This window comes from Pseudoflavitalea sp. G-6-1-2 (assembly GCF_012927185.1).
GTDB lineage: Bacteria > Bacteroidota > Bacteroidia > Chitinophagales > Chitinophagaceae > Pseudobacter.
The window spans coordinates 1,707,175-1,725,297 of the sequence record NZ_JABBGB010000001.1; the positions used below are offsets into that span (position 1 = coordinate 1,707,175).

13 protein-coding genes are annotated in these 18,123 nt (G+C 48.3%); 2 read left to right on the plus strand and 11 right to left on the minus strand.

What is annotated here, in order from left to right:
* Window positions 1-37 precede the first annotated feature (37 nt).
* From HHL16_RS07110 to HHL16_RS07130, 5 genes are read right to left on the minus strand one after another with little or no spacing between them, the layout of a single operon-like run.
* Window positions 38-1,507 carry a hypothetical protein gene (locus HHL16_RS07110; RefSeq protein WP_169424436.1) on the minus strand — a complete coding sequence of 490 codons (1,470 nt, stop codon included), beginning with the start codon at window positions 1,505-1,507 and terminating at the stop codon, window positions 38-40.
* Between the two features lie 3 nt (window positions 1,508-1,510).
* On the minus strand, window positions 1,511-2,650 hold the full coding sequence (locus HHL16_RS07115; RefSeq protein ID WP_169424437.1) for an NAD(P)/FAD-dependent oxidoreductase: 1,140 nt from the start codon (window positions 2,648-2,650) through the stop codon (window positions 1,511-1,513).
* 19 nt (window positions 2,651-2,669) lie between these two features.
* A complete protein-coding gene (locus HHL16_RS07120; protein ID WP_206022274.1) occupies window positions 2,670-3,377 on the minus strand; it encodes a methyltransferase domain-containing protein in 708 nt (235 codons plus the stop codon).
* Between the two features lie 6 nt (window positions 3,378-3,383).
* Window positions 3,384-4,487 (minus strand): type III polyketide synthase, encoded by a 1,104-nt coding sequence (locus HHL16_RS07125; RefSeq protein ID WP_169424438.1) that lies wholly within the window; start codon window positions 4,485-4,487, stop codon window positions 3,384-3,386.
* A complete protein-coding gene (locus tag HHL16_RS07130; protein WP_169424439.1) occupies window positions 4,484-5,344 on the minus strand; it encodes a UbiA family prenyltransferase in 861 nt (286 codons plus the stop codon). The genes HHL16_RS07125 and HHL16_RS07130 overlap by 4 nt, the downstream gene beginning before the upstream one ends.
* Before the next feature lie 72 nt (window positions 5,345-5,416).
* Between HHL16_RS07130 and HHL16_RS07135 the strand changes: the two genes are divergently transcribed.
* The gene (locus HHL16_RS07135) at window positions 5,417-6,379 is read left to right on the plus strand and encodes an alpha/beta hydrolase (protein WP_169424440.1); all 963 of its coding nucleotides are present in this window, start codon (window positions 5,417-5,419) and stop codon (window positions 6,377-6,379) included.
* Window positions 6,380-6,461: 82 nt separating this feature from the next.
* Here HHL16_RS07135 and HHL16_RS07140 read toward each other — a convergent pair whose 3' ends face one another.
* Both HHL16_RS07140 and HHL16_RS07145 read right to left on the minus strand, forming a co-directional pair.
* Window positions 6,462-8,132, minus strand: a complete 1,671-nt coding sequence (locus HHL16_RS07140) for a pyruvate dehydrogenase complex dihydrolipoamide acetyltransferase (RefSeq protein ID WP_169424441.1) — start codon at window positions 8,130-8,132, stop codon at window positions 6,462-6,464.
* A 147-nt stretch (window positions 8,133-8,279) separates the two neighbouring features.
* The gene (locus tag HHL16_RS07145) at window positions 8,280-10,079 is read right to left on the minus strand and encodes a DNA polymerase III subunit gamma/tau (protein WP_169424442.1); all 1,800 of its coding nucleotides are present in this window, start codon (window positions 10,077-10,079) and stop codon (window positions 8,280-8,282) included.
* Between the two features lie 54 nt (window positions 10,080-10,133).
* Here HHL16_RS07145 and HHL16_RS07150 point away from each other — a divergent pair, with 54 nt between their 5' ends.
* Window positions 10,134-11,309: a class I SAM-dependent rRNA methyltransferase gene (locus HHL16_RS07150; protein WP_169424443.1), complete on the plus strand. Its 1,176-nt coding sequence runs from the start codon at window positions 10,134-10,136 to the stop codon at window positions 11,307-11,309.
* A gap of 304 nt (window positions 11,310-11,613) precedes the next feature.
* On the opposite strand, the gene HHL16_RS07155 is transcribed toward HHL16_RS07150, so the two are convergent.
* The 4 genes from HHL16_RS07155 to HHL16_RS07170 form a co-directional block, all read right to left on the minus strand.
* Entirely contained in the window at window positions 11,614-11,955 is a 342-nt protein-coding gene (locus HHL16_RS07155; RefSeq protein ID WP_169424444.1) for a T9SS type A sorting domain-containing protein, read from the minus strand.
* 212 nt (window positions 11,956-12,167) lie between these two features.
* Window positions 12,168-12,641, minus strand: a complete 474-nt coding sequence (locus tag HHL16_RS07160; RefSeq protein WP_169424445.1) for a redoxin domain-containing protein — start codon at window positions 12,639-12,641, stop codon at window positions 12,168-12,170.
* Window positions 12,642-12,675: 34 nt separating this feature from the next.
* Window positions 12,676-13,716: a PorP/SprF family type IX secretion system membrane protein gene (locus HHL16_RS07165; protein WP_169424446.1), complete on the minus strand. Its 1,041-nt coding sequence runs from the start codon at window positions 13,714-13,716 to the stop codon at window positions 12,676-12,678.
* Window positions 13,717-13,764: 48 nt separating this feature from the next.
* The gene (locus HHL16_RS07170; protein WP_169424447.1) at window positions 13,765-18,066 is read right to left on the minus strand and encodes a PKD domain-containing protein; all 4,302 of its coding nucleotides are present in this window, start codon (window positions 18,064-18,066) and stop codon (window positions 13,765-13,767) included.
* Window positions 18,067-18,123 lie beyond the last annotated feature (57 nt).

Genomic DNA, 18,123 nt, shown 5'->3' on the forward strand with positions numbered 1-18,123 from the left:
TTCAACGGCAGACCCGGCAGAGCAATTGCTTTACCGCTTACCAAACAGGACACTGATATTGCCGCAGGTTTCTGCTTCGCTTTTTCTCGTTCGAAGTAGAGCCTTTCTTCTTTCCTGGTTTGATGATCAATGCCAGATAACCTCCTCCATTCTGCATGCTCTTCTTCGAGAATATATAGCCCAGGTTATGCAATCCGAATACAACAGGGCCAGCTTTCACTGCCGCGCCCACCCAGAATTTATTCTCTGCATTCCACTGCACGGGCAGGTATGCGCCAAACGTTTTTGTTTCCCATCGGGGTGTGATGGTGAGCAGGTTCATTTCTTTCATGTACAATCTGCCCTTCCCCGCAAGCGGTGTGAGGTTCAGTGATACTTCTCCGTTTATGTAGAAGGCCTGCGTAATCCAGCGATCAACATTCAGTACAAGTCTGGTAGGATTGATGATATTGAACTCTCCCGTAGGTACACGTACCGAATTGAAGAGCGATGCTGCACTGTCGTTGAACCCTTTGATGCCCTTCACCGATCCGAACTTCTGATCGAAGTCGGTTCCTTCGATATTGGGTTTCAAATCAGCGAACAGCCTGCTGTTGCGGCTGTACTGGTATTGATTGAATCCGAGATCTAGCAGTGATGCGCCGATCTTCCATTTGTAATCCCAGTACTCATCTTCTTCATCGTTGAATGAGCCGATGCCCGATTCTTTGATAAGGTACTCGGCACCGAAGTCAAACGAAATGCCACCATGTGAATTGGAAATGAAATTATTGATGTTGGTATTGGTGGAGAGATCATTGTTCCATTTATCGAAGTTGGATGAGTAAGCGTAAAGCGCTGCCAGTCCCTTGATACGATAAGTTGGTTCTGTGCCACCGGGATTGGGAACGAGTTCTATTTCGCCGCTTCTGATATTGCTGTAGCCGCCTCCTAATCCTCGTGTAAGCTTTACTGTTATACCTGCGTTCAATCGTCCCTGCTCATTGTTGAAGATGGTTCTTGCATATGTGCCAAAGACTTCCACCCAGTGGCTGCTGATCACATCTCCTGTAAGCGGAATATTGTTCTGGTTGAGAAAGAGCCAGCGATCGAGGGTTCGGAGGGTGTCCTGCCAGGCGAACCTGCTGGTATTGGCACGGGTGTAACCGCGGAAATTCAATCCTGCTGCAATTGCGGATTGTTTATTGATGGCGAACCTTGCATTCAGCAGGTTGATATTGTAATTGAAGCTGGCATATTTGGCCTGCGATTTTTTGTTCATCTGAACAGCTGCATCTCCGGGAGGTGAGATCAGCGAATAATCGCGTACAGTCAATGCATTGGTTACAGCTTTTGCCTGTATGCCAAATACGGTGAGGTCCCATTTCCAGGGAGTGTTCACAATGGAGGCCGGGTTATTTCCGGTACCTAAACTGCCGGCATATGAAGAGCCATTCAATGCCTGGTAGTTTTGTCCGGCTACTGCCATGCCGGTAAGGCATAGAACAGTCAGCATAATTGATCGCATGTTTCAGAAAGGTTTGCCGTGGGTTTGTCTGATCAAAAAAGAAACCAGTTTCGGAAAAGGTTTTAATGATGCGATAAGATAATTGGATAGGATTCCGTTGCCGAAGAATTGCTGCAAAACACGACCGGTCTGAAGTCTGCGGTTGAATTGTTTTTCCCATTGCTGAGTGTACTGGGTTTCCATTTCGTACCGGTTGATTCTGCCCTGCAGAAACTGACTCATTTCTTCGAATGCCAGTTTGCTGCTGTGCAGCGCCATACTCATTCCGTTTCCGCAAAGCGGTGTGATCATGCCGGCAGCGTCGCCCAGCATCAGCAGATGGTTTTCCACCTGGGTCTTTCTGTTGAAGGATATGCGGGATACTGTAACAGGTTCCTGATAAAGAAAACGGGCTGTGGCGAAAATCTTATCTAGAAATGGATTCTTCCGGAGAATGGTTCTTTCCATTTCGGCAATATCGTTGCCACTTTTCCTTAGGTTGGATGCGGTTGTAAGATAACACAAACAATACTTATTCTCTTCAATTTTTGATATGCCGCAGTAACCGTTCTCGAAATTATGCAATCCGATGAGGTCGTCGGGGAAGAAGGTTTGGATATGATATTTCACTCCCACCAGATGATTGAGCGGATTAGGCTTTACCTGCGTGAAAGTTCGTTTCCATTTGGCGTCGAGATTGCTTCTCTTGCCGAATGAGCCTGCTACCACAGTGGCTTCAAAACTTCCGTTGGAGCTGAACACCATGCTGGCCTGATGACGGTACACCACATCATTCACTTTGGTGTTTTCGAGTATGGTAACGCCTTCGCGGCGTGCAATGCCGGCCATCAGGTGATCGAGGGTAAAACGGCTGATGCCGAATCCGCCGAGCGGGAGCGCACTCTCCACATATTTTCCGTTGGGAGAACTGATGAGTACCCGGTTGATCAATGGCAGTTGCATATCGCTTAGCGGAACGCCGAGCTCTTCGAGAAAGTTCCAGCTTTCGAGACTGATATACTCACCGCATACTTTGTGAAAGGGGTACTGCTCTTTTTCAAACAGAATGGTATGATATCCTGCGCGGGCGCACAGAATGGAAAGAGCGAGGCCGGCCAGACCTCCACCAATGATGGCAACATCGTATGTTGATTCCTTATTCAAAGGAAGCTGCTATGAAGGTTTAATTGTTTATCACTGTCACGAGCCAGCGAAATGCCCATTTCCATTGAACGGAAAAGTTACTGAATCCTGCCTGTTGAAATAAATCTTTCCAGTCATTTTTAACAAAACTTCTTTTAACAGAGAGGGGTGCATCGTGCCTTACAAGGTAACTGCGCGAGAACAGTCGAGTGAGCAGACGGATGGAAAATTCGGCCACCCGATGCCGGTGGAGATCGTTGATAAAGAAGCCGGTAGAAGCGTTGCGCTGCATCCATTGCAGTTGCTGCACCAGTTCTTCATTGGTGAAATGATGGCAGAAAAGAGACGAAAAAATAATATCCGGTTTCGTCGAAAACTGCGCCAGACGGTAATCTGATACGATGAACTGTGGTTTTTCGATACCGGGCATCACAGATTGCTGCTGCCATTTTTCTTGAGCGGTTTCGATGCACCATCGATTGATATCAATACCGGTGAAGGATGCCTCAATTCCATTTCGCATGCACCATCCAGCAATTGCGAGCAGGTTATCGCCGCCTCCGCATCCAATCTCGCATATGGATATCCGTTTCTTTCCTGATAACAATTTCTTAATACCTGCGATAGTGATAGCATGTCCTCCCAACCAAGTGTTTATGATGTTCAGCTCGTACATATTGCGACGGATATCTTCGGCTGGTATATCCGGCTGATCGAGCAGTTCTAACTGAAGACTTCGTTGGCGCATGACAATTTACTGTAATTGATCTTTCGCAATAAATGTTTCCATGGTGAGGCCCGGACCAAAGCCCGCTCCGAAAATGCAGGTATTTTCAGCAGGCCGGTTGCGCCATTGCTGCATCTGTTGCTTCAGTACAAAAAGAATAGTAGCTGAACTCATATTGCCATACTGCCTGAGTACATCATAACTTTCTTCAAGCGCGTGTTGCTGCAGTCCGCAGCTCTTTGCGATGGCTTCGAGTATGCGCTTGCCTCCGGGATGTATGCACCAGCCGGTGATAGCTTCCTTGTTCAGCGAGGCCTGCTGTAATGCGCGCAGGGTAAGGTTTTCAAAGTCTTCACTCAACAGCTCCGGGATGTAGTTGCTGAGCGTCATTTGAAAACCTGACGACGAAAGCTCCCATGCCATATCTTTTTTCCCTTTGGGTATAATCTCGCTGTAGAAGTTGGTGAGCAGCAGGCCGGGTTGTTCATCATCATCGGCTGTTATCATCACAGCTGCGCTGCCATCGGCAAAAAGAAGACTGCTGGCGATATTATCCGGAGTAGGTTCGCGTTGGAAGTGCAGGGTGCAGAGTTCTGTGCATACGATCAGTACACGTGCTTGTGGATCGCTTTTGCAAAAAGCATCTGCCATTTTCATTGCATGAATGGCGGCATAACAACCCATGAAGTTCACTGAACTGCGCCAGGTGTTCTTGTTCAGATCGAGCAGTTCGATGAGTTGAAGATCGAGGCCCGGCGCACTCATGCCGGTGCAACTCACTGTAATGAGATGTGTGATCTGTTTGGAGGAGTGAACGCCCTGTAAACAATCGCGCACAGCATCAACGGAAAGTGGCGCTGCATAGCGCTGGTACCATTGCATGCGTGTTTCAAGCGAAGGGAAGGGATCGAGATTTTCTGTCTGTGGATAGAATTTCCATTCGGAAACCGGTCTGCTGTAATCCGGTATCACAGAGTGTCGCGTACTGATGGCACTCTGATGATAGAGAAATCTTAATTTTCGTTCCTCCGTTCCTGTTAGTGAATAGGCAGGAAGCATGAATTGCAGGATGTCTTCCTGCCGGTGCTTCCATGCGGGCACTGCGGTTCCTATTGATATGATCTTGCTCAAATAAACCTCCCTGTTAAAATGATTAGGAATGCCAGGTTAGAGCAAAGGGATGCGATCAGGTTCATCTGCATGGTGCGCCTGAAATCTGCCATGGACGTATTCTTCCACACTGCACTTGCCCAGCTGAAAAAATATACGAGTGCAGGCAACATTGCGGTTGCTATGATGTAAAAATTCATGGACTGGTGCCGTTGCCAAAAAAGCCAGGCCAGCACAACCATGGCAGCCGCGTAGAGGCAGGCAGTGAAAATGAAAGTGCCCCGAATGCCCAGCAGTGCGCTGAGTGTTTGCACGCCATCTTTTCTGTCGGCCTCATGCTGATATACCTGTGTGATGGGATAGAATGCCCCGATCAGCAATGCAGCTGCAATTATGCCGCCAGGCGGGGCTTTCAACGATTTGTCTTCACTGCACGCATGGTATACCAGAAAAAATGTAACGGCTCCCTGGAACAGCACAACCGTTGCATATCCCGCAACAGCATATTGTTTCAGTCTGATGCCTCTGTAACTATACGCGCGTGATGCAAGTATGTATGCAACTATGCCTGCTGCGAAAATGGTGCTGATGAAGAAGCTGAGAACAACTGCCAGCAGATCCATTGCAATAGTTACATAGAACAGCTGCTTTGTAGGCTGCATGGGCTTCTCCAGTCCTCCGATACTTCCTTCATCGCGATCCATATAAGAATTGTATCCGTTGCTTGCCGGATACACCAGCAAATGAAGTATGATGAATACCAGCCATGCTGCTTTTGTATCCATCACCGGAACCATGCCCAAAGCAAAGAGGTAAACCGGCAACAGAAAAAACGAGAAGTGAAACCGCAAGAGCTGTATGGTAGAGCGTTGCAGCATATTATTGTAATTTAAGCTATTTGCACAGTAACCGCCAATGTTGTTGTAACTTGTAAGTATAAACTTTATGCTATGTCCCGGATTGCAATTGCCCTGTTAGGCTGTTTATTATTTCTGATCAAAATTCCAGCTATGGCGCAGGTGAAAGATTCTGTGGTGCTCGATTCGCCTTCCGGTAAGATCTATGGCACGCTTACCGTACCTCCGCATTCCCGGCCGATGCCGGTAGTGCTGATCATTGCCGGTTCGGGCCCTACGGACCGCGACGGCAACAGCGCACTTACCCAGAACAACTCACTAAAATTACTGGGCGAAGGTTTGAATAATGCCGGCATAGCAACGCTGCGCTACGATAAGCGTGGCGTAGCCGCAAGTGCAGCTGCCATGAAACCCGAAGCCGATATGCGCTTCGAAGATTATGTAAATGATGCCACGGCCATTGCGCAAAACCTGCAACGCGATAAACGGTTTTCCAAAGTAATCATAGCCGGACACAGCGAAGGTTCGCTGATAGGAATGATTGCGGCAGAAAAAGCAAACACTGCTGCATATATTTCATTGGCAGGATTAGGCAGGGGAGCAGCCGACGCGCTGAAAGATCAGCTGAATGCACAGTTGTTGCCCGTACTTGGAAAAGAAGAAGCCGATCGTGCGGGACGCATGATAGATTCGCTCAGCAAAGGCGAGTCGGTTATTTCGGTTCCTCCTTATCTGATGGCTGTTTTCAGGCCATCGATACAACCTTACCTGAAGAGTTGGTTTGCTTATGATCCGCAGCAGCTGATCAGCAAACTCAATATGCCGGTGCTGATTCTGCAGGGCTCTACAGATATTCAGGTGAAAGTAGAAGATGCTGAATTGCTGCACAAAGCACTGCCAAAAGCTACGATGAAGATCATCGAAGGCATGAACCATATCTTCAAACAAAGCGAAACAGACAGGCCGAAAAATATTGCCACTTACTCAAAACCTGAATTGCCGCTGGTACCTGAACTGATACAGACTGTTGTGCCGTTTGTGAATGGATTGAAGTAAGTATTCTGTAAATCTTCTTGCAAATAAAAAGTCCCGCAGCAATTGCGGGACTTTTCTATGATAGTTGAAATCATTCTTGCTATTACACCAGCATGGTGAGTGGTTCTTCGAGCAGACCTTGCAGTGTTTGCAGGAAAGCCGCACCTGTAGCGCCGTCCACCACACGGTGGTCGCAGCTGAGGGTTATTTTCATTACGTTTCCTACTACAATCTGTCCGTTTCTAACAACAGGCACCTGATTGATGGCTCCTACTGCGAGGATACATGCATCGGGTGAGTTGATGATGGCAGTGAATTCTTCAATGCCGAACATGCCGAGGTTAGAGATGGTGAAAGTATTTCCTTCCCAGTCCGAAGGTTGCAGTTTCTTTTCTTTCGCTTTCTGTGCATACACTTTCACTTCCGAAGCGATTTGGCTCAGTGTTTTGGTGTCTGCGAAGCGAACTACAGGAACGAGGAGGCCTTCTTCTACGGCAACTGCCACACCGATGTTTACGTGATGGTTGATGCGGATCTTATCGCCTCTCCAGCTGCTGTTTACTTTCGGGTGTTTCTTCAATGCGATAGCACATGCTTTCAACACGAAATCGTTGAAAGATATTTTTGCAGGAGATACTTCGTTGAGTTTTGCTCTGCTTTCTACTGCTTTGTCCATGTTTATTTCCATGGTGAGGTAGAAGTGAGGAGCAGTGAATTTGCTTTCTGCCAGACGCTTCGCAATCACTTTGCGCATCTGAGAAACAGGCACTTCTTCATAGCTTTCCTGACCAACAGGAGCTGATGGAATGCTGGCAGTTGAAGCAGCAGTGCTTGCTGAAGCAGCAGGAGCAGCTGCACCGGGAACGTAATTGTCGATGTCTTTCTTCACAATTCTTCCGTTGTCGCCGGAGCCGGCAACTTTGGAAAGATCGATGCCTTTATCGCTGGCGATCTTTTTAGCGAGTGGGGATGCTTTTACGCGGCCATCTTCGTCTGAAGATGCAGTGGCAGCAGGGGCGCTGGTGGTTGCAGCGGGCTGCGCGGCAGCAGCAGGTTGTGCAGCGGCGGCAGGAGCAGCAGCTGGAGCGCCACCACCTTTGGCAGCAGCTACGATAGCGTTTACATCTACTTTGCTGGCATCACCGATGATAGCGAGCAGATCGTTCACCGCTACTTTATCACCTTTCTGTGCGCCGATGTATAATAATTTACCTTCTTTATAGCTTTCGAGTTCCATGGTGGCTTTGTCTGTTTCAACATCAGCCAGCAGGTCTCCTTTCTTTACGGAGTCACCTACGTTCTTGTGCCATGCTGCGATAACGCCTTCCGTCATGGTATCGCTGAGGCGCGGCATCAGAATTACTTCAGGAACTGTGGAGAGGTCCATCGATTGTGCAGTTGCAGCAGCTGGTGCTGCGGCAGGTGCGGCCTGTGGTGCAGGGGCTGCGGCTTGTTGGGGAGCGGCTGGTTGCTCAGCTGCGGGAGCAGGAGCAGCGGCAGCAGCGCCACCTTTGATGAGTGTACTGATATCTTCACCCGGGTTACCGATGATAGCCAGCAGGTCGTTCACCTGGAGCTTGCCACCTTTTTCGGTACCGATATGGAGTAATGTACCATCTTTATAAGATTCGAGCTCCATGGTTGCTTTATCGGTTTCCACCTCAGCCAGGAGATCACCTTTTTTCACAGGGTCGCCAACTTTTTTATGCCAGGCCGCAATCACACCTTCGGTCATCGTATCACTCAGGCGGGGCATTAGGATCACTTCAGCCATAACTTATATTCTTGATTTGAATTTGAATGCTATTTTTCTGATCGAGGGTCGAAATTACAGCAAAATAGGGAATTGACAATGCTGAACAGTCATTGAACTGTATGCAATACATTATGTTGAATTGGCAGTGGTTGCCGATGCAACCCGTTAAAAGTCAAGTTCCAGTCTCAGTCTGTCTTTCAGCTCTCTGATCAGTGGATATTCTTCAATGATGGCAATAAACTGTTCCCGGCTGGTTACGGTTTTTTCGGCGGTCTCCTGATAAACTACGTTTTCATCTACCTCTATCACAAAGAGAAGAGAGCGGTTGTTGAAAACCGTACAGAGGTATTCGCTCAGCGGTCTTCTTTCGCCTTCGATGAACTTTTGTTCCAGGTTATTATTGGTTACAATCGTAAAATGCTGGTGGTTGTTGATCTGTAGTCTGGCCATCACAAAAGATTGAGAGGCCGGGTTCTTGGTATCGCGCAGCTGCTGGGTGAAATTCTCCCATGCTGCCTGCAGTCTCTCGTCGCTCAGTGCGATGGGGTCTCCGGCAGCTTTTGGCCCCTTGCCTACAAACTGCTGGCGGATGCTGGCCAGTCCCCCCAGTTTCACTTTCGCTGTCTGGTCGGTGGTGGCGGTTTGTGGAGTGGACGCCGTTTGAACGGGCGGCAGATTCTGTGCCGCTGCCGATGGTTTTCTGGCGGGTGTTTCTTCGATGATCAGCCTGGCTTCCGCTTCCGGAGCGGCTTTCGGCTTAGCTGCTGCCCTGGCAGGCGCTGCTCCGATTACCGGGATCTGACGGAAGGCTACGGGTTTTGCTGTATCAACTACTTTTTTTTTACCATTTTCATCTCCACCCAGCTCTATCGCCTGAGAGAGATAGCTGAGCTTGATGAGCACCAGTTCTATATGGAGTCGCTTGTTGCGGGCAGACTTGAAACCTATTTCGGCTTCGTTCAGAATGTTCAGTGCATTGATCAGCCAGGCCACTGAAACCTGCTTGCCCATGGCAATGTAGCGGTCCTTGAAACTTTCCACTACCTGCAGCAGATTGGCCACTTTCACATCTTTACACACCAGCAGGTTGCGGATGAATTCTGCAAATCCGTTCAGTACCAGATCGCCCTCGAACCCTTTGCGGTCGATATCATCGTACAAAAGCATTGCCGCGCCAAGATCCTGTGCCAGCATGCTTTCCATGAAACGGAAATAGTAGTCCGCATCGAGAATGTTCAGGTGTTCGAGTGTGTTCTGATAGCTTACGGTTCCGTTGGTGAAACTCACTATCTTGTCCATGATGCTGAGTGCATCACGCATACATCCTTCACTTTTCTGTGCAATCAGGTGCAGCGCTGCTTTATCGGCATTCACTTCTTCCTTTTTGCAGATCTGATCGAGATGTTCTACTGTATCGTTGGTCGTAATTCTTTTGAAATCGAAGATCTGGCATCGGCTCAGGATCGTGGGAAGGATCTTGTGCTTTTCGGTGGTAGCCAGAATGAAGATGGCATATCCGGGGGGCTCTTCCAGCGTTTTCAGAAAGGCGTTGAAGGCCGAAGAACTGAGCATGTGCACCTCATCGATGATGTACACCTTGTAAGTGCCCGCCTGCGGCGCGAACCTTACCTGCTCTACCAGTGTACGGATATCATCCACGGAGTTGTTGCTGGCAGCATCGAGCTCATGGATGTTGAGGGATGTGCCCTCGTTGAACGAAACGCAGCTGTGGCACACATTGCATGCTTCGCCATCATCTCCCGGATTTTCGCAGTTGATCGTTTTGGCCAGAATACGCGCACAGGTTGTTTTACCCACACCTCTGGGACCGCAGAACAGAAAGGCATGCGCCAGCTGCTGATTCTTGATGGCATTCTTCAGTGTAGTGGTAATATGCCCCTGCCCAACCACCGTATCAAAGGTCTGAGGCCGGTACTTCCTTGCCGAAACGATAAACTTTTCCATTATGGGTGCAATTTAAGAAACCCAGCTAAAACATAATAAGTTTACTTTTGCGCCATGATAAAAGCGACTCTAAAGAAGAAGATCAGTCCTCGCGTGGTGATCAACGGGCACCCCTGGATCTTCGCCAATGAAGTGAACACGGTAGATGGAGAAGTGGACCCCGGTGATATTGTTGAAGTATATACCCACGATAAAAAATTTGTAGGTAAGGGATATATCAACCCTGCCAGTCAGATACTCATCCGGTTGCTCACGCGCGACAAAAATGAAACCATCAACGAAGATTTCTTTTATCGCCGTTTGCTGCAGGCCTGGAACTACCGCCAGCAGATCGGGTACTCCGAAAACTGCCGCCTGATCTTCGGTGAAGCAGATCTGCTTCCTCAGCTGATCATCGATAAGTTCAACGATTACTTTGTAATTCAGACTCTGGCACTCGGTATCGATAAGTGGAAACCCGCTATCGTAGCGGCTCTCAATAAGATCTTCACTCCCAAAGGCATCTACGAACGCAATGATGTACCTGTTCGTGAACTGGAAGGATTGCAGCAGATCAAAGGATTCTTATCTGAGCCTTTCGATACGAAGATCACCATCAATGAAAATGGACTGAAGTTTCTCGTAGACATCGAGAACGGACAAAAAACCGGTTACTTCCTCGATCAGCAGGATAACCGCCGTGCCATTCAGCATATCGTAAAAGGAGCCGATGTACTCGGTGCATTCACCTACACCGGAACATTTGAAATACATGCAGCAGCCTATGGCGCCAAAAGCGTACTGGGACTGGATATTTCTGAGAATGCAGTAGCGCAGGCCAATCGCAACGCCAAACTCAACGGTGTTGAAAACATCGTAAAGTTCGAAGCAGAGAATGCTTTCGATAAACTGAAACAGTGGGCGAAAGAAGGAAGACAATACGATGTGGTGATGCTCGATCCGCCGAGCTTTACCAAAACGAGAGAGAATATTCAGAAAGCCATCACCGGTTACAAAGAGATCAATCTCCGTGGAATGAAACTGGTAAAACCCGGCGGCTTTCTGGTAACATCGAGCTGCACCAATCTGGTTCAGCCGGATCTGTTTCTGGAGATCATTCAGATGGCAGCGAAAGATGCGAGAAGAAAGATCAGACAGGTTTGCTTTCAGCCGCAATCAGCCGATCACCCGATCGTATGGGGATGGGAGAATACGCATTACCTGAAATTCCTGATCATTCAGGTTGATTAATATTATTGCAAGCATATCAGAAGACCTGCATCGTGAAAACCTTGCAGGTTTTTTTGTGGGTGAATGGATATGATGCAGGCGGGTATGCCACTGGTGCCGACAAATATGCCTGGCAGAGTGGTGGCTCCGGTGAACTGTAGGAGGTAGGATTGGGCGATATGCTATTGCCGCGCTTTCGTGCAACATATTTGAAGATCACCAACGGCATACCCGCTTGCATCCGAACCGCTGAAGGTGAGGCGGCTGTTGTAAGTATTGAATGCTGATATTCTGGGGATGTTTCAGCAATAGTTCAGTATGCTGATTATTTAGATACCTGAAACTTACCGCTGTCGATCAGTTTGCCTGATTTATCTTTCAGTTGGAAGATGTACAATCCGCGGTAGAAATCGGAGAGGCTGATCACATTGCGTGGGCTGATATTCGTAGTCTCATATACTTTTTTACCCAGCATGTTGTAGATCTGGAAAGTATAGTTCTTGTCAGCGTCGCGTTCTATTTCGAAAGTGATGTAGCTGGTAGCGGGGTTGGGATAGAATTTAACGATCTTAGCCACCGGTTCATTCATCGGTGTATAAGTACTCGCCTGGCTGTTAAGCTGGAGGGTAAAGAACAGGATAATGGACAAAGTGTAAAAAATCTTCATGCAGATATTTTTCTTGTCTGATCCAAAATAGACCCTTTTAACCAAATTTACAACTGATTTCGCAATTCTGAAAGCCTGATTTTCAATTGGCTGTCCCCTTTGAGGGGTTTAACATTCCTTTAAGCAGCGTTTCCCCAAAAGCAAAACTGCCTGAGGATCAGGCAGTTTGAGTATGTTAAACCATTGCTGGTTTGATTTCGGTCAAATAATGGTTAGCTCAGACTAGTCAGTACTTCGTTGATGGCTGTAAAGTCGGGGATATCGCCGGCATTTTCGAGCACCTGTGCATATCGTACAATACCTTCTTTGTCGATAACAAAGGCAGAGCGTTTACTCACCCCTTTCATATCGAACACAAATGTATCGTAGAGGCTACCGTAATCAGCAGATACTTCTTTATTGAAATCGCTGAGCAGCGGGAAGTTCAATGCCTGTTCTTCTTTGTATTTGGCGAGCGTGAAAATAGAATCTACACTGATGCCGAAAACCTGTGCATTCACATTGTTGTAATCTTCGATATGATCCCTTACACTGCATAGCTCTTTGGTGCAGGTACCTGTGAAAGCCTGCGGAAAGAAAAGGAGTAACACATTCTGTTTGCCTTTGAAGTCGGAAAGCGCCACTTTGTTTTTAGCAGAGTCGTACAGTAAAAAGTCAGGCGCCTGAAGGCCGGTCTCGATTTTCATGGTACATTTTTCCTTTGATGGGTTTCAAATGTAATTAGAATTTCGGACACAACACCTGGTCGCGCTGGGGATTGTTCCGGTCGAGAAACCCGATCCAGGAAAGTGATAATTCGAAGCCACCACGGCCCTGGCTGGCGGTTTTGAGCTGCGATACATTCACATCGTAACTGATGGCAACCGACAGCGGGTGCCTGTCTATTTTGATAACTGGAATGAGTGCATCTTTCCAGCGAAGGAATGCGCCACCCTGAACAGTGTACAGCGGCTCATCGGGCGAGTCGCCGATCTTATATCCGTAGAGTGCACCACCGATGGTTTCGTTGAAACTTCCCTGTATGCTCTGATCGGCCTGAAGGGTGAAGAAAGAATAATCATCGATATCCATCCGCACACCTGCGGAAAAAACATATTTCGGTTGCAGCTCCACTTTAGGGTCTTTGTAGAAAGAATTCTTTGCACGATTCAGGTGATGATAGGCTGCTCCGAGGAACATGCTGTTGCGTTGCCCCTCTCCGAAAGTGGTGTTGAAACTCATACCTACGCTTGCATCCCAGCTGGTGAAGTTGGGAGCGTTGATCGCTTCGCCGTTGGGAAGTGTGGGTTCAAATCCGCCCGGACCATACTGATCGTTGGTGGTTATTTTGGCAAGATCGAGATGCTTGCGCACCATGCCTCCCATGAAACCCAGCGACAGGTACATCACTTTTTCGTTGCTCAGCGATTTATGGTAGTTGATGGCTGGCAGAAAATGCGAAGTGGTGAGGCCTACGGTCCCTGCTTTATCGAACAGTACCTGCAGACCGGCTGTGATGAAATCGTCGCTTTTCCCTACAGGCATTTTGTATTCGGCGTTCAAAGATCCGCTGCGATAGGCATTGGTAACGCTGTTCCATTGGTCGCGGTACACGCCCTGTACACGGATATCGCCGGTATAAATGCCGGCCAGACTGGGATTGCGAAGCAGCGGGGCTTCGAAGAACTGTGAAAAGTGAATGTCCTGCGCATGCGCAGTCACAGCTGCGCAGAGGAGGGTGCACAGTAAAGCAATTCTCTTCGGTTTCATTCGGGTTCTCATAGATAACAATTTCAAAGATGATCAATGGTGTATCACAGGAATGAGCTCTTATCTTAACAGCGTTATGTTTCCGCGGAACGGAACGATAGCTGAGTTTTCACAAATGAATTCTATCAGATAAATGTATACATCCGGATTGGCGGGCTTTCCTTTGATGGTGCCATCCCATCCGGCTTTTGGATCATTCGCATCGAAATTTCTTCTCTCGAAAATCTGTTCACCCCAGCGGTTGAAGATCTTCATGCTGCTGATGCGGCTGATGAACGATCCGCGGGGATAGAACACATCGTTATGTCCATCGTTGTTGGGAGAGAAGGTATTCGGAATGAAATAATTCTTGTCGTTGCACTGCACGCTTACAGCTATGTCGGCCGTATTGCTGCAGCCGGCATCATCGGTTACCCGAACCGTATACTTCGTATCGGTTTTCGGTGATGCAGTGGGGGTAGCACAGTCGGTGCAGCTCAGTCCGGCTGCGGGCGTCCAGTTGTATGTAACAATATTGCCGGTGTATGTCATAGGCAGTGCAATGCTTCCGCCGATCGGAATTATCTGATTGCTGCCGGGCTGTATGCCGGGCGGCGGTGTTGCCGTGATGTCTTTGCTGGTATTGCCTTTACAGCCGAGCATATTGGTGGCTTCGAGTTTCACATTGTAAGTGCCCGGCTGATTGTATCTCACATCGATGTTGTCTGCCGAACTGGCGCCGGGATCCCATTTCCAGATGGTGAAAGTGTCTGCTACGGCAAGGCCTGCTTTGAGGTTGAGCTGATTGCCTGCACATACACTGGCGTCGCTGTTGATCACGGGTGATGGTGTGCGGTACACGCGCACGGTATCTACCATTTCACTCTTGCAGTTGCCATCGGTGAAGGCGGTGAGCTTCACCAGATATTTTCCAGGTTGCGTGAAGGTATGGGTGGGATGGGTTTCGGTGGAAGGTGGAGTACCATCATCAAAGTCCCAGACCTTTGACTTGATGGGATCCTGCCGCGGACGCGTGTAATCGGTGAAGAACACCTGCCCGTTATCGCAGAATTTCTTTTTGTCCATTCCAAAGATCACTTCTGCTCCGAGAATGCGGATAGTGTTCTTTGCACCAACGGTAACCTGACATTGCTGTGCATCTGTCAATACTACAGCAGGTCTGTAATTGTTGGGCGTATTGTAAGTATGGCGAAGTGTTTTCGACTGCGTATTGTCAGTTACCCCATCACCAAATACGAAAGTGAATTTTGTATAATCCGGTGTGGTGATATTGAAATCAACAGTGAGTTCGTCGCAGGCAGTTGCTGCGGTGAAAGCAATATCAGTGGCAGTGTTGGGATTTACCAGCCGGATAATGGCGCTTGCAGAATCAACGCAGGTGCCGGGGCCATTGAGATACAGCTTGGCTGTATAGGTGCCGAACTGATTGTAGAAGTGATCGGTATTATCCAATGTGCTGGTATTGCCATCTCCGAAATCCCAGACGAACGATTCATAGTCCTGCCCTTTGAACACAAAGCTGGTTCGCAATGGCGGACAGATAGTGGTGGTGTCGGCAACGTCGAAAGCAGGCTTTGGTTTTCTGATAGTGATGTAGTTGTTGCGGATCACAGAATCAGCACATCCGAGTGCATCTGTCACTACCTGTTTTACCGTGTAATTCGCATCAGTCCCCTGATAAGCATATTTCGGATTTTGCTGGGTATTGGTTGATCCGTCTCCGAATTCCCACTTATAACGTAAACCAGTACCCGAAGCTGTATCAGTGAACTGTATATCTGATTTTGGACATGCGGTAGTGTAGTCTGCTTTGAATCCCGGAGTAGGGCTTCCTACGTGTATAGCGCGGGTGAGTGTGTAACTGTTGCTGCAGTTGCCGGTAAAGACTGTCATCTTAACAATGAACAGACCGGTATCTGCAAAAGCATGGGTAAATGGTGCCGCAGTGAAATCTGCTGATTTCCCGTCCCCGAAATCGAAATGATATTTGGTGATGGGAGTCGGAGAAGTGGACTGATCTCTGAATGTAACAGGTTTATTCTTGCAGACCTCATAAGACGCTGGTGTAAAGAATGCTTTCGGACCAGATACAGTCCAGCTGACACCAGCAGTAGCGTCAATGGGGCAGGAATTCTTATCGAACACTTTGAGTTTAGCGGTATTCGTACGTGCAATAGGGCTGGTATAGGTGATCACAGCAGCCCCGTTCACAAATGCTCCACCATTGATTTGCCAATGATAAAATCTGATATTGTCCGGATTGCTGACTTTGGCCCTGAGCGTAACTGTTTCATTGAGGCAGACGGTCGTCTGATCGATTTCGATCTCAGCCGTTTCCTTATAGATATGAATGGTTTTTGTTTTTGCGCTGGAACATACTCCGTTCTTCACTGTAAGTTTTACGTCGTAGGAACCTGGCCCCGGATATTTCACAACGGGGTTTTTAACGTTGGGCTGCGGAGGAACAGAAGGATCACCAAAATCCCAGGTATACTCAGGAGCCGGACTGGGCGTGGTTTCCGACAGATCAGTAAACTGAACAGTACCGGTATTGATGCAATCGACCTTGCTGTCGAAATCAGCGATCGGAGGTTTTACTACAATGGCAAGCGGAGCAGAAGTTGCGGCGCACAAATTATGATAAGCCGTTAGTGTAACGTTGTATGTTCCGGTTGCAGGAAAAGAGTGAGACGGGTTTTCATCAGTGGAAGTGGTGCCGTCCCCAAAATCCCAGAGCCACTGTTCTGTGTTCACACTGGTGTTGGTGAATTTCACAAAACTGCGGCCGCAGACACTTGTTGTTGATGAGGTGAAAGTAACGGTAGGTTTATGGCCGGTTTTTACGCCATCCGCATAGGTTACAGTGCCTGAACAACCTCCGTTGGTAATAACAGAAAGGGTAACAGGGAATACGCCCGCAGTTGTATAGGTAACCGGCCCGGGGTTTCTGCCTGTTCGTGTAACGCCGTTACCAAAATCCCAATTATAATCGTGTACGCCATCTACTGCAAAAACACTGGGCATCGCAGTAAATACAAAGTCCGGATCCAGACATCCGCCAGCAGGGATATTGGTTATATGTGGAATCGGTTGTCTGATTCTGATGTAAGTTGGTTTGGTGAGTGTTCCCGTACAACCTCCGGCAGTGGTTACTTTGAGCGAAACATCAAAATCTCCCTGGGTGGTATACGTATGTACAGGATTTTTGCCTGTGCCTGTGGTGCCATCACCAAAATCCCATTGCCAGTCCGTGGCTCCCGGAGAGGCATCAGCGAAATTGACAGTGAGGTTCGGCTTACATGCTCCGGTAACCGGTGCACTGAAATTCACTACCGGCTCTGCATTTACTGAAATGGATTTGGTGATTGAATCCTTGCAGACTGCATATTGGTTGATCATCTTCACCTGATAGGTACCGGGAGCTGTGAAAGCATGTGTGGCATCTGTTCCATCTGCTGTTGATCCGTCACCGAAATTCCAGAATGTGCTTACCGGTGTTTGAGCAGATGCATTGGTGAATGTAACCGGCGTGTTAAGGCAGGCCGCTGCTGGAGCATTGTAGTTAGTAGCAACACCTGTGAGTGAAATTGTTTTCTGCATACGGGTTTCGCATCCGTATTCACTTTTCACAATAAGTGTAATAGTATAATTTCCGGCAGTTGTATAGGTGGTAGCGGGGTTGATGTCCGTGGATGTAACTCCATTTCCAAGATCCCATTGATAAGTTAGTTTACCCGGACCGCTGGTTTGATTGTTGAACGTAACCTTGAATGGAGGGCGGCAGGTACCAGGATCGCTGAAAGTAAAGCCGGGTGTGATACCCGATACAATGCGGATATATCTCGCAGCACCTCTCGATGCTTCGCAACCCGTACTGCTGGTTACTTTGAGCGATACAGTGTAGAAGCCGGGATCTGTATAGGTCTTTGGCGGATTGGGCTGATCTGAAGTGGTGCCATCTCCAAAATCCCAATGCCACTGTGAAATGGTGGATCCGGGGCTGGGGGTACTCAGGTCTCTGAACTGAACCGTACCCGGCGTACAGAAAATGTTATTGGGAGCAGCGGCCTGCGTGAAGTTTGCCGTAGGAGAAGTGTTCACCGTGATGTAGTCTGTTTTGGTAACGGCATTTGCTCCGCTCCCGTTTCTTACGGTGAGGGTTACCGTCCAGGTACCCGGCGCAAAATTTACTGAAGGATTCTGCAGATTTGAAAACTCGCCATTGCCGAAATCCCAGCTCCAGTATTTGGGATCGCCGGTACTCTGGTCTCTGAAACTTACACGAAGTGGCGCACAGCCCGACTGCTTATCTGAAGTAAAAGCAGCAACGGGCGCCTGTGCAGCAGCGTGCTGCATCAGCATGAGGAGAATGATTGTACAAAATCCTGCTCTCTTCATCAGTAATGAATAATGATAACC